The sequence below is a fragment of the Vibrio sp. D417a genome, from assembly GCF_030248595.1.
Lineage (GTDB): Bacteria > Pseudomonadota > Gammaproteobacteria > Enterobacterales > Vibrionaceae > Vibrio > Vibrio alginolyticus.
The window spans coordinates 134,959-148,319 of record NZ_JAHGAM010000008.1 but is presented as its reverse complement, the minus strand read 5'-3'; the positions used below and the strand labels follow the sequence as shown (position 1 = coordinate 148,319).

Genomic DNA, 13,361 nt, shown 5'->3' with positions numbered 1-13,361 from the left:
CATTATTCCTCCATCGCCTGCTCTAGTTTCTGATACTCGAACATCTCGGCGTACCAGCCTTTATGCGCTAATAACGCGCTATGTTGCCCACGTTCAGTAATGTGTCCGTGATTCAATACAATGATCTCGTCTGCTGCTTCCAAAGCGGTGAGGCGGTGCGCAATAACGATTAGGGCCTGATTACGGTAGTATGTTTCCAAATTCTTAAGGATTTGATGTTCGGTCCGTCCATCAACAGCGGAAAGTGCATCGTCCAAAACCAACACTTGAGCATTCAGCAGCATAGCGCGTGCTATCGCAATACGTTGTTTTTGCCCGCCGGAGAGTGTAATGCCTTTTTCACCAACTTCTGTTTGATAGCCTTCAGGAAACTTTTCAATATCGTCATGTATACAGGCTAACTTTGCTGCTCTATAGACTTCTTCTTTCTCTGCATTAGGGTTGCCTAAGGCAATATTTTCGAAGATAGATTTGGAGAATAGAAACGGACTTTGGTTAACGACAGCAAAACGGTTGCGCCACTGCGGTAGTAGGGCATCCTTGATCTCGACATCCCCGAATTTAATTGAGCCGTTTTCTAAATCATGTTGACGCAAAAGTAGTGTTAACAGGGTCGATTTTCCGCTTCCTACCGGCCCTGCAACTCCCAACATTTTTCCGGGTTCAAGTTCGATGTTTACTTCCGTCAAAGCGGGCGGTAAATCACTAGACCAGTGGAAATCGTCGATATCAATTTTTAACGGAAGTGGTTTATTTTCTATTGGCTTATTACCACTGATAATTTCTGGCTTTTCATCAAAGATCTCTTGTAGTCGGTTCCATGCAGCTGAGCCTCTTTCTAAAATGTTAAATAGGAATGCGAATGCCAGCATCGGCCATATCATCAACCCTAAATACATCGTAAATGCGGTCAGATCACCAAGCGTGATCTCACCTTTATCAACAAGGTAAGCACCAGCAGCGACACTAAGAAGGAAAGAAAGACCGATGGTTAACTGAATTGCCGGGTCAAATCTAGCATCGACTCTTGCAACAGCGATGTTCTTTTCGCCAGTCTCATCCACAACCTCTTCAAAACGTTGCTGCTCTTGGTTTTCTAATCCGAAAGCACGCAGCATTCGCACGCCATTAAGTGACTCTTGTGTCATGTCTGACATGGTAGAAAAGGCTTCCTGAGCGACACGAAAGCGTTGATGTAGGATGCGCACAATAAAGAAGATGATGATGGCAAGAAATGGCATTGGAAGAAGCGCCATTACGGTGAGCTTCCAGCTTACTTGCGTTACCATAATGATTAAAACCGCAATACCAGTGATCAAAGAGTCTGCGGCGGTTAAAACCCCTTCGCCGGCTGTCATAACGATATTACGCACATCATTAGTGCCACGAGCCATCAGATCCCCCGTCTTGTAACGTTCAAAAAAACGAGGTGGCTGTGTCGATAAATGCCTATATAGACGGTTACGTAGAATGGTCCCGAGCTCCCAGCTTGCGCCGAAAAGCCAAATTCGCCATAAGATGCGACACCCATAAATGGTAAAGATCAGTACAGTTAACCCTGACAGCCATAGAATCAGCGTATTTGTATCTAAAGTGTTGTCTACGACGCCGTCAACTATGATGCCAACTGCTTTGGGCGGAACAAGCTGTAGTGCTGATATCACAGCGAAAAGCAGAATGGATCCGACATAGTGCCTCCACTTTTGTTGGAAATACCAACGTAGCTGCCAGAATATTCTCATTACGCCTCCCGCTTTAAATTATTGAATTTGTTATAGAACTATTATTGAGCGAAATGATGAGTTTACAAGCACAAGTTATAGGCGGGTTTAAAAACGATAGATTGTTTCAATTATAGCCATGTGTCGGCGCAAATTACTGGTTTTATCTCTATGAGCTAACTGTGCGACGACATTATGTGAAATAGTTGTTAATGGTTGTTTTGGAGCCATTACCTTGCAATAACGATGAAGACACCAAAAGTAAAAGTGTTACTGCCACTCTATATGGGAATTAGCAATCGTCAGTTTGTATTTTGTATTTCACTTGGCCACCTGGAGTTTCTGGGTAGTAAACTTCGACATAGCACATATGTTCTGGACCAACAGGCTTGTTTGCAAAACCAATAAGGAAGTAGGGCTCGTCTGGGCTGTCTACCCCATACCAAGTGTTGATAGTGAGTTGCGGATCAAAGCCTGCTAGCTCTTTTGCTGGAATAACATTTTTGATAAATCCAAAGTAACCAATTAGGTCGTTATGGCCGTCATTATCTAGATCAATGTTATATTGTATGCCGCCATCTACTGTCTCTTGAGATTGAATCACTGCTTTGGTGTAGACAAAGTTGTTGGCGGTCATGAGTGCTTCTCTGGCTCCATATAGAACCGCAACTCTGGCATCTTTTTGTAAGCCAAGAAATTTAGGAAATGCAACGACGCTTACAATACCAAGAATGATGATGCACACAATGAGTTCAATAAGAGTAAATCCTTGAGAGCGACGCACAGCCTTTCTCCATGTTTTAGAAACGAATAGGCGGCTATTCTGATATAGAAACTTTCAGGTCAAGTATTAAAAAAGAATGATAGTAAGAGATCGGGATTGCAAATCTCAAATATAAAACAAGTTGCTTATTTTCGAGATGAGGAGTGATTTTGATAAAAACCAAGGAATGAACTCGAGAGGATAAAATCCTCCCGAGTAAAGCGACTAAGATTCGTGTGTCAGAGCACTGCGGTTACGTTTAAAAATGAATCGCCAAATAAATAAGACAATTGCGATGTAACCTAATCCTACACCAAGCGCTTGCCAGTGCATGCCGTTATACATCGCGATTGGCATCAAAGAGATGATGAAGATGTCAGTGATTGAGCCAGGGACATAAGCGATGGCGTAATCATCAAGCACCTTGCTACGCATTTTTGGATCAACAATACGAAGCAACGCAATACCCATGGCAACCGTACCGGTTAACCAACCCCAAGAGAAAATGCCTTTCTCGAACCAATCTTCTCCCATGATACGTGGGGCAACCCAGAAGATTAGCCATAGTGTGAAGGCGATACCGCCGATTGCAAGCACTACCATCGGCATTAAATACTGGGCTAAGACGGTAATCTTGATGGCTGAGATACCAAAGATAATCAAATAATCGGTACTGATGCCCGCAGCGTGTTTGAATGCACCGTCACAAAGATAGCGTGAAGCTTTCGTTTGTTTCGCGATGATTCGCACAAGCATGCCGCCAAGGAAGCCAGTTACAAACGTCGGGATCTGCACCTTATCGTGGAAAGAAGACAAGTAGTTGGCGGCGACATAAGAGAAAGCGGTTACGACAACCACTAACGCAGCGTGAATCGCGAAAGAATCAACCGACAGGGAAGACATGGTGTCTTTCATTACCGGTTCTTGATCATCAGGCTTAACAAGGCCTTTGCGTTCGTGTTCGTCCATGCTGTCGAAGGTCGTAAAGCTACGAATCCAACCCATCTTCAATGCGAATTGCAGCATGAGCATGCCGACAGAAATCGAGATGAAAATACCCACGGTTGCGAACGTTAAGCCAAGTGTGAAGCCATCTTCCCAGCCAAGCCCCGTGAAGATTTCACCAACAACAGATGCTGAGCCATGTCCGCCCATAAAGCCCGCAGACATTGTCACACCAAAGCCAGGATTAATCTCTGGCCAGAAGAAGGTTGTGAGAACTAGACCAAACATTGCTGCAAACAACCACTGAGAAACAGAAGCGATTTGGTTAAACGCCCACAATGAGCCAGCACGCTGTGCGACGGTTTTAGGTGATGGAACATCCGTTGCCAGACCTAACGCAGAAAAAAGTGCAGCAGTTAATAGGCTTGCGTTAGCGGTAAACGTATCGGTCCAAGGCAGTACGTCTAACAGGGCTGGTCCAAAAATTAGACCGAATAATCCTGCGAGAACCGCCGATGGAATGTACATACGCTGTAGTAATGGCGCGTGAACGCGAATGACTTTTGCCAAAATCAATAGTAAGCCAGCGATGGCTAAGTCAGTCAGCATTAGACCTTTAGGCATCTTATCCTCCAGTAAATGCAGTCAAGGGGTAGCGTCCTTGTGACCTACCTTGAATAAAAATCTCCCTCAAGCCAAAAAGCCACATATGTGACTAGAAGCGTTGAGAAATCAATGTCGTTTTCATAAGCAAAGGAATGTGCTTATGCAATTTGAAATGAGTGTAAATGTTGTGATTGCACACGAACAGGAAGAGAAATTAGATTAAATTTCTCGATATTTTTTTGATAGTTCACTCAGGAAAGGCGGCAATCCTAGTCACTTTGTCAGAGCAATGCAATTGGTGTGAATCAATAAATTATGCCTAGTTAATGGGTGTCTCTGACTAACAACATGAAAAATAAAGACAATTAACAAGCAATAATATTTGTCATATCGACAATAAAAGTTAATTAAATGGTTAAATTGTCGCCGCTTTATGGTGTGGCGTTACGGATTCACATGCGAAAGAACAAAATCGACTAAGGTGCGATTTTTAAGGGAAAGCTGTTTTGAACGGTAAAGCAGGTGGATCGGTTTTGGCTTGGGAATGTGTGAATGGAGAATTTCTACCAAGGCGCCAGATTGGATTTCCTGCTCAACTAAGATCTTTGGTTGCAGAAGAACACCAGAGCCTTTTAACGCGGCAAACTTAAGTACATCGCCATTATTAGACGTTAATCGGGTGTTGCTGTTTCCAAAGGTATTAGATGGCATGTTCACCACTTGTTGGCTTTCTCCTTGGTGATACTGAAACCCCAAACAATGATGCTGTGCTAAGTCATCAAGTGATTGGATAGGGGCATGTTGCTCAAGGTAAGAGGGTGAGGCGCAGTAAGTCATGTGGTATTCACCCAGTTTTCTCGCGACTAACGACGAATCGACCAACTCACCGATTCGAATAATCACGTCAGCTTCGCTTCGATATGGGTCAATCAAATTGTTGTCCAACATTAGCTCAACGTTCAAATCGGGAAATTCAGCTAAGAAGTCAGCCACGATAGGAGCAATGACCTTTTTGCCATACGTGACAGGGCAGTTAACTTTTACAGTTCCGGTTGGACGGTTGATCAGCGTCTGGATCAGGTTCTCTGCGTTGGTGATGTCTTCAATAATGCGGTGGCACTCTTGATAGTAGAGTCTGCCAGCTTCGGTCAGGGACTGTTTGCGCGTGGTGCGATGAATTAGCTGTGTACCTAAGCTTTGCTCAAGAAAGCTCACGTGCTTGCCAACCATGGTCGGTGAAATATCAAAGTGGTGTGCTGCATTACGAAAGCTGCCGTGTTCGACCACGTAAGCGAAAACTTTCATGCTTGTTAATTTATCCATTGCACACCCAGAGTTGATAAAGAAATAACTAAAGCAGAGTTTATCAATCAAATGAGGTTAATTACAGTGGGCGTATGATTAAGAATGGAGAAAGAGAGCCATCATGAGCGAGACGATTTTTGTTACCGCCGAACTGAAAATGAATGCCGATAAGCCAAGACAACAAGTGGTTGAAGCCATTGAACAATTTTGCCTTGATATGCAAAGCGAAGCGGGGTGCTTGCAAGCGAATGCGACCTACGATTCTAAAGCTCCACAACGTGTGATTCTTTGGGAGCGATATGAAAACCGCGCCGCGATTGAAGCGCATTTTGCTATGCCGCATACACAAGCGTTTATTGCGGCTGAAATGGCAGAGTTAGTTCAAGCATTCGAAACCCAAGCTCAATAGGAGAGGCGAACATGAAATGGGGTATTTTAGGCACAAGCTTTATCTCAGGTGTCATGGCTGAGGCAATCCAAGGCGATGACAAGAGTGAACTGTACGCGGTTGCTGGGCGTTCGGAGCAGAACTTAAAGACATTCGCTGAGCAATATGGCATCGAGAATACGTTCAACGATTACGATGCGTTGATTGCCGATGAGCAAGTCGACATTATTTACATAGCATTGCCAAATCACCTTCATCATGAATTTATCGTTAAAGCGGCAGAGCAGGGAAAAGCGATCCTGTGTGAAAAGTCACTGTCGGTAGATATGGAAAAAACCGAGTTGGCACTAAAAGCAGTCGAAACGCACAAGGTATTCTTTACTGAGGGTTTGATGTACTTACATCACCCGTTGATTAGCGAGTTGGTTTCTGTGCTTAAATCGGGAGAGATTGGTGAACTTCGCTCCATCCACACGTCTTATATTGCGTCGATTGCGCAGTTTGTTAATCCAGACAGTAAAGGTGCTTTGTATAACTTAGGTTGCTACCCAATGTCATTGGTGCATTTGGTGGTGAAAACCATGTTGGGTGAACAAGCCGTTGGAAACCGCTCTATGACGGCGATTGGTCGACGAGGTAACGATGGGAATATCTGTGAATCGAGTTTGATGATGCAATTCGGTGAGCAACAAACGGCGAGCGTACACACCGCCGAAGATCATGGATTGAAACACCAATTCACTATTCTGGGTAGTAAAGGCAGTATTACGTTAGACTCGAATCCATGGCTACCAACGCAAGACAGCCAGTTTAGTGTGGAAATTTACGAGACGTCGAAGCGCGAGGTGTCTGTATCGGCAGCTGGAGACGCTTTCTTCTATCAAGTGCGCAATATTCGCCAAGCGGTTGAAGCAGGGCGTACATCGTTAGAGAACCCTTGTGCAACATGGGAAGATTCTCACCGTATCATGCAGCTACTGACGGAGTGGGAATCACTGGCTTCAAAGTAAGTCTGTACTTGAACCAATGAACATAAAAACGGCGCACTAAATCCAATATTTGGTGCGCCGTTTTGTTTTGGGTTCAGTCTCTGTTAAATGCGATTATCGCCGGTGCTGAACGCAATGATTTGGCTGATTTCAGACAGGCTTCTGCCACTTTCTTGCTGCCATTGAACAAACGCTTTGTTGGTTGCATCGAGCGATTTTTTCGTATCTTTGCCACCTTCAATGATCTTGCAATTACGCAGGTAAGCTTCAACGTCGCTAGACAAGATGAAGGTATCAACGCCCATTTGACGAAGTGTGTAAGGACCGGTATTGCCACCTAGGCGATTACCGCGTTTCTTCAAATACGCCCATAGGTCGGTGATTTTCTCTTGCGGCCAATCGGCAACCATTTTGCCAAACGAGCCGTATTCGATTTTTGCTTCGTGGATCATACGTGCGTTGGCAGGGATCGACATGACTTTAGTGAGGTGGCGAATAATGCGTTTATCTGTTGCTTTGGTTTCCCATTGCTCATCCGACAGCATTAATAGCGGCTCAATCTTAAACCCAAAGAACACTTCTTCGAAGTTCGGCCACTTGTTGCGAACCACACTCCACGAAATCCCACTTTGGAATACTTTCATCGAAAAAGCGGCCAGCCAACGGTCGTCGGGAATCGCTGCCAATTCTTCTTTACTTAATGGATGAGACAAAAGCGCTTCAAGTTGATCTTCACCACCTTTACGCTCAGCAGCACGCTGATAAATCGCGTCAAATTTTTCGATACTCATAAAAGAAGTTAGTCCTAGTTTATGTCGATATTTGCGAAACATACTACGCTTAAGTGGCTGAATCGTAAATTGATGGAGTGTCACAAATGAAGAAGGTCACATTAACGTTTGTCGGGGAAGGTTCGGATCGTATTGCAGAAAAATTCTATGCGTGGATGACGGACGGTGGGTTAGAAGACAGCATGATTGAGAATTTATCTGACCGTGAAATCTCAGTTGTCGGCATTAGTGATATGGATAATGAAACGCGTGATGTGGTAATCAATACGGAAATGAACTAACGAGTCGTTTTTCGTCAGCTATTAGAATCAGATAAAACAAAGCCCTTCACGAGAAGGGCTTTGTTGCGTTTATGAGCATGGGAGCTTAGTTATTTACCAGCGTCAGGCCGCTTGGGAGTGCATCACCGAAGATACGCTTCGATTCGCTCTCAGATAGCTCTTTGACTTCTTCAACCAGTGATACCCAAGATTCAGGCACCTTGCTTTGCTTCAACTTAGCCAGTACCTGCTCACGGTAGTCGTCAGAGATATCGAATAGTCGGTCGCCTGTTTTACGACAAATCATTACGGCTGCGAAAGCGATCATTGGTTCTTTCTGCCAGTTCTGCTCTAACAGCTTAGGTAACCATTGTTCCGCTTGTTCGCGAGGAATGACATTGTGCTGGCTGCCATACAAAGGTGTACGCGATGCCAAGCGACCCATTGCCCACCAGTGCGCTTGTTCAAACTGGTTTTGGTTGATGGCTTTGCTCAAGAACCACGTTGCCAATAGAACTTTGTCTTCGACTTCTAGGTGTTCAAGCGACGCCGCCAATCGAACCATGGATTCATAACCCATGTCTTGTGCCGCTTTAGCTGACTGTGGGTTTTTCATCGCGCCAGGGTGTAGGTATTTCGCGATGTCTGCCAAAATGGTTTCTTGTTGTTCTTGGCTTAGACCGCCCGCGATACGTCGCCAGAATACCCACCAGTCTGTCCAGCCTTGATGGTTTTTGAACTGAATATTTTGTTGATACAGTCCCCAAACTTGCTCAATACGCCAAGAGTCTGTTGGATCGCCAAAGCCCGGACGCAGTGCAAAGCCAGCCAAACGAAGCCAGTTTTTCTCGTGCTGTTCAGAGCGGCGGCGACGCTTACGACCTTGTGCAAAGGTATCAAAAAGTTGACGTAGGGTAGTGAAATCCCACTCGTCACGTTTGCCGAGCTTCTTCTCAAGGTCTTTGGCTAAGGTTTTGATCTCTTTGCTTTCCGCGCTTTTCTTGTTACCGCTGTAAAGGCGAGCGATCAGCTCCTTACATTCGTTCAACTTAGGGTGAAGTTTAACTTGTTCACTGTCGTCGGTTTGCTTGTTACGAACTTCGAACTCCAGCTCCCAACGTTTGCTATCGTCTTCGGCACTGACACACTCCATCTTAAGAGTACCGACTTCGGTTAACTGACACGCCAGTTGCACTTCTACGCGCTCTTTCTGGTTGGCTTGTAGCTCTGCGCCTTCACCTTCAAGTGTGGTGATGTAAGGCGGTAGCGGAGCAAACAAATCTGGGTCAACGTCAACCATCACACCGTTTTGAATCGCCGTGTTGTTGGTTAAGGTATCGTGTGTAGAAGTCAGCAGGTTAAAGCGAACAGGTTCACCTAGAGTAAGCGAGAAACGACGACCACTTAAGCGGATCTCGTGTCCTTCTTCTGTACCTTTTGCGAGCAAACAGAGCGCTTTGCCCATCTTGTTCTTTTCTTGAAGATGCAAGAAGTAAGAACGCGCTGCACCACCACCAATTTTTAGTTGTGCACCACGACGTGCTTTACCAAACGCAACAGCGCCTAGTGCAACAGACCAATCTGGATGTGGGTTATCTAATACCGTAACCGGAGCGCCGCGCCAATCGGAAAGTAGGGTAGTGACACGTTCAGTCACCAGAGCACTGTTGAACACGCCACCGTTCAGCAACAAGCCAACTGGGATCGCGTTTTGTTTGTCGTCTTCAATGCCAAGAGCGGCGCGAGACACTTGCTGATGCTGAGTTAAGAACTCGGCAACGTGCTTGCTCACCGCTGGGTCAGCAACGTATGGAAGACCAAACTCGACAACCGCGCTGCGGCGTTTGTCTGGCACTTCACTGAAATCAGAAAGCGGGAAGAAGCCATCCAATGCGATTTGGTGAACTTCTTGTTTGCTTAGAGCAATACTCTTGGTTCCACCAAGCAGCTTAGAACCACTGCCTAGCATGGTGATCTTTACTTCGTTAGGCGCGCTTGTTGAGAGCAGGTTTTCTTTGGCTTTACGAGTTTGTTGAATCAGCTTAGTCAGGCTTGCTGCAGTGAGTTTTTTGTTTTGACTGAAGCGACTTTCAGCAAGGTGTGCTAATGCTAAGTCGAGGTTGTCACCGCCCAGCATCAAGTGCTCGCCAACACCAATACGATCAAGGGCTAGTTCATCTTGAGAAGAGAAACTGGCTTCAATCAAGCTCAAGTCGGTAGTACCACCGCCCACATCACACACCAGAATCAGCGGTAACTCTTTGAGCTCATCAGCTGCGGTTTGCTGGTGGCGTGCGTACCAGTCGTAACATACGGCTTGTGGCTCTTCGAGCAGGACGATTTTTTTCAAACCAGCCAGCTGTGCAGCTTCAAGTGTGAGCTTACGAGCGGTTTCATCGAACGAAGCTGGAACGGTCACAACCACATCTTGGTCTTCTAGCTTATTGCTAGGGTGACGGTAGTTCCATGCTTGACGAATGTGGTTGAGGTAGCTTGCGCTGGCAATAACGGGTGAGACTTTGTCCACGTCTTGCGCGCCAGCCCAAGGAAGAATATCAGAACTACGATCCACTGCTTGGTGCGATAGCCAGCTTTTAGCGCTGGATACCTGACGTCCTTCCACCTTTGCGCCTAGTTCACGAGCCCATTCACCCACGATTACATTGCTAATGTCGCCAGAGACAGGTTCGTTTTCCCAAGGTAGTGTTAGGTCAGAAGGGGAAATTTGACCAACCGCAGGGTGATAGCGGAAAGAGGGCAGCAATGGTTTACGAACCACTTCACCCGGACCAATCAATTGGTCGATGTCGAATAGGGATACTTCGGATTGTTCAAGGTTGTCGGTGATTTCACAATACGCCACCACAGTGTTTGTGGTGCCAAGGTCAATACCAACAAGAAAACGAGGAGATGCCATACAAACCTTCGTGTATTTAAAAACGGCACCCGATTGGATGCCGTTTGATTTCTATTTATTCTTCTTCGTTTGAGTTGCTTTTCGCGTCTTCGCGCACATCGAACTCAACATGCCATTTTTGACCGTTATCAGCGGCAATGGCTTCTAAGTAAAGCGTACCAAGTTCTGTCACGCGAGAGGCTAGGGTTACCGGAACCACTTCACCTTCACGGCGGCCTTCAGATACAGGCAGCGTTACTTGGATTTCTGGAAGCTCTTCAAGCTCTTCTGGTGCCCAGTAGTCTAGGTGAGTACCTGCTAGGTCATCACGACGAACGGTTGAACCGAAGAATTGGAAGTTAACCGGCTGACCGATGATCAAACCAAACTCTTGGCTTGGTACGTCAACGCTTGAGCCTTCTTCCATACCAAATGGTGCGACACAAAGTGCTTCCATTGGCGGCGCCATGCCCGGAATCGCTGGCATCGCACTTTCGATACCCACGTAGTATGCCGAAGCAATACCACCACGGATACGAACGCCCTGACCACGACGCACAGAACCGTAGTAAGCCGCACCGCTAGCAACTGCAAGGTCTAGATCCACACCTGTTAGGCGTTTTGCCATTTCTGCATCTGCTTCAATTAGCCATTCGTTGATCGTGTCTTCTAGACGAGTTGCTAGAAGTTTTGATTTCAGAACACCACCGTTGAATAGGATGGCGGTTGGCTTGATGAAGTCAGCTGATTGCGCTACATCCGCACCTGGCATACCAGGCATGTTCGCGAATGGGTTGAAATCTTGAGCTGCTGCTTCTGCGCCATTTCCTGAAGTAGAAAGAGCATTGGCTTGTTTAGACAAGAACGCAGCAATGTGACGAGTAATGCCTGCATCTTGTGCGTAAGGCAGACCCATTTGCGTTAGTGCACCACGGTTACGTTGAACAGGGTGGTCCGTAATCGCAACTTGAGGGAAGAAGCCGTCAACCAGTGTTTGTTGTACTTCTTCTTGAGTCAGTTCTGTTTTCAGCGTTGCGCCAAGCAGTTTAGAACCACGGCTTGGTACTACGATTGGTACTGACTGAAGTTCGCTGTCGTTCAATAGCGCTTCTTTCGCGTCACGACATGCGTGCGTCATCGCCTGAACTTGCCATGGCTGTAGCTCTTTGCCTTCTTGCGCTAGCTTCATCTTTAAGCGGTACGCAAGTGCAAGGTCCATGTTGTCACCGCCAAGTAGGATGTGTTCACCTACCGCGATGCGGTTCAGAGTTAGGTTGCCGTCGTCTTCAGTTACTTCAACCAAAGAAAGGTCGGTTGTACCACCACCGATATCGACCACAAGCACGATGTCGCCAACTTCAACTTCGTCGCGCCATTTGTCGTTGCTGTTATCGATCCAGTTGTAAAGTGCAGCTTGTGGCTCTTCTAGAAGCGTTAGGTGCACAAAACCAACGTTGCGTGCTGCTTCTGCAGTTAGATCGCGAGCAGCAGGATCAAAAGAAGCAGGAACCGTAATGGTTACGTCTTGATCGGCAAGGTTGTGATTTGGGTTCGCGTGATTCCAAGCGTCTTTTAGGTGCTCTAGGTAAAGCTCTGTCGCACGAAGAGGGGATACTTTTTCCACTTCTTCTGGGCTACCTGCTGGTAGGAAGGCATCACGACGATTCACACCAGCGTGGCAAAGCCAAGATTTCGCACTTGCAACAAGGCGAATTGGCGTTTTCGAACCTAGGTTACGTGCAATTGCACCAACTAGAGCTTTTGGCTCGCTCGACCACGGAAGAACGCGTGATTGCGGGTTCATTTCGTGTTCGTGTGGTTGGTAAAGGAAGGAGCCTAATTGGCTACGAGTCTCTACCGTACCCGGCGCAGTTAACTGCGGGATTGGCATCACTTCAACGCGAGCGTCTTCGTTGTGTGTATCAACAAAAGACATGACACAGTGTGTTGTACCTAAGTCGATACCAACACTGAATTTAGGTGTCTGTTGAGTTTCAACAGACGCTTCTTGAGAATGGTTTTCTTGGTTCATGTGTTCCATTACAGCTCAACCTCAGCTGGAGCGATCATAGAAGCATCGTAGTTCTCAGCCAGTTTAGGCAACGTCATTGATGTTGCTTTCCAGCCTTTGTGAACTAGCGTGCCGTTGAATGGCGCGCTGCCTGTTACGTTGCCAGTTAGGCGGATTTCTTGTGGGTTGAAGCCTTCTTCAACCGTAATGCGAGTTTCTTCGTCTTCGTTACGAACGTGCGCTAGCGTCACGTAGTCGTTCAGTACTTTCTGACCGCCAGTGTGGATTACGCGAGCGGCTGCGCCTACTTCTTCATCAGAGAATGACGTTAGGTCTTCTTTTAGGAAGTCAATCAGGCGAGCTTCTTGTTGCATGATAGAAAGCAGCTGCATTGCAGAGTCCGTTGACGCGGTTGCAAGTTTTGATTCAACTTCCACCACTTTTTCGACGACTTTCTCTACTTCCACTACTTTTTCTACTTCAACGATCTTCTCAACTGGTTTCTCAACCTCGACGATTTTCTCGACTGGTTTTTCTACCACTTTCTCGACCACTTTTGATTTGCGCGACACTGCAACTAGAAGAAGCAAAACGCTCGATGCGGTTAGGCCAGCGTGAAGCATATCGAACGTTTGAGGAATTAGGTTCAAATCAATGTTCATGACGTTTTTTCTCTTTCTATTGAT

General features: G+C 46.3%; 11 protein-coding genes. 3 read left to right on the top strand and 8 right to left on the bottom strand.

Features of this window, described 5'->3' with window-relative positions; all coding sequences use genetic code 11:
- Positions 1-2 precede the first annotated feature (2 nt).
- The 4 genes from KI742_RS09670 to KI742_RS09655 form a co-directional block, all read right to left on the bottom strand.
- On the bottom strand, positions 3-1,742 hold the full coding sequence (locus tag KI742_RS09670) for an ABC transporter transmembrane domain-containing protein (protein ID WP_285386033.1): 1,740 nt from the start codon (positions 1,740-1,742) through the stop codon (positions 3-5).
- Between the two features lie 271 nt (positions 1,743-2,013).
- The gene (locus tag KI742_RS09665) at positions 2,014-2,505 is read right to left on the bottom strand and encodes a type II secretion system protein (RefSeq protein ID WP_005377704.1); all 492 of its coding nucleotides are present in this window, start codon (positions 2,503-2,505) and stop codon (positions 2,014-2,016) included.
- Between the two features lie 204 nt (positions 2,506-2,709).
- Entirely contained in the window at positions 2,710-4,053 is a 1,344-nt protein-coding gene (locus KI742_RS09660; protein WP_222712238.1) for a sodium/glutamate symporter, read from the bottom strand.
- Positions 4,054-4,479: 426 nt separating this feature from the next.
- On the bottom strand, positions 4,480-5,358 hold the full coding sequence (locus KI742_RS09655) for a LysR family transcriptional regulator (RefSeq protein ID WP_025998568.1): 879 nt from the start codon (positions 5,356-5,358) through the stop codon (positions 4,480-4,482).
- Positions 5,359-5,461: 103 nt separating this feature from the next.
- Between KI742_RS09655 and KI742_RS09650 the strand changes: the two genes are divergently transcribed.
- Together KI742_RS09650 and KI742_RS09645 are read left to right on the top strand one after the other, a co-directional pair.
- Positions 5,462-5,749 carry a putative quinol monooxygenase gene (locus KI742_RS09650; RefSeq protein ID WP_025766691.1) on the top strand — a complete coding sequence of 96 codons (288 nt, stop codon included), beginning with the start codon at positions 5,462-5,464 and terminating at the stop codon, positions 5,747-5,749.
- An 11-nt stretch (positions 5,750-5,760) separates the two neighbouring features.
- Entirely contained in the window at positions 5,761-6,738 is a 978-nt protein-coding gene (locus KI742_RS09645; RefSeq protein ID WP_285386030.1) for a Gfo/Idh/MocA family protein, read from the top strand.
- 83 nt (positions 6,739-6,821) lie between these two features.
- Here the strand turns inward: KI742_RS09645 and KI742_RS09640 are convergent, their stop codons facing one another.
- Positions 6,822-7,508: a DNA-3-methyladenine glycosylase I gene (locus KI742_RS09640; protein WP_005377694.1), complete on the bottom strand. Its 687-nt coding sequence runs from the start codon at positions 7,506-7,508 to the stop codon at positions 6,822-6,824.
- Between the two features lie 86 nt (positions 7,509-7,594).
- Between KI742_RS09640 and KI742_RS09635 the strand changes: the two genes are divergently transcribed.
- Complete coding sequence (locus tag KI742_RS09635) at positions 7,595-7,789, top strand: hypothetical protein (protein ID WP_005377692.1); 195 nt, start codon at positions 7,595-7,597, stop codon at positions 7,787-7,789.
- An 85-nt stretch (positions 7,790-7,874) separates the two neighbouring features.
- Here the strand turns inward: KI742_RS09635 and KI742_RS09630 are convergent, their stop codons facing one another.
- The 3 genes from KI742_RS09630 to KI742_RS09620 are packed head-to-tail and all read right to left on the bottom strand — an operon-like array spanning position 7,875 to position 13,337.
- On the bottom strand, positions 7,875-10,685 hold the full coding sequence (locus tag KI742_RS09630; RefSeq protein WP_176310951.1) for an Hsp70 family protein: 2,811 nt from the start codon (positions 10,683-10,685) through the stop codon (positions 7,875-7,877).
- Between the two features lie 55 nt (positions 10,686-10,740).
- Entirely contained in the window at positions 10,741-12,705 is a 1,965-nt protein-coding gene (locus KI742_RS09625) for an Hsp70 family protein (RefSeq protein ID WP_239932149.1), read from the bottom strand.
- Positions 12,705-13,337 (bottom strand): DUF2760 domain-containing protein, encoded by a 633-nt coding sequence (locus KI742_RS09620; protein ID WP_149191808.1) that lies wholly within the window; start codon positions 13,335-13,337, stop codon positions 12,705-12,707. The genes KI742_RS09625 and KI742_RS09620 overlap by 1 nt, the downstream gene beginning before the upstream one ends.
- Positions 13,338-13,361 lie beyond the last annotated feature (24 nt).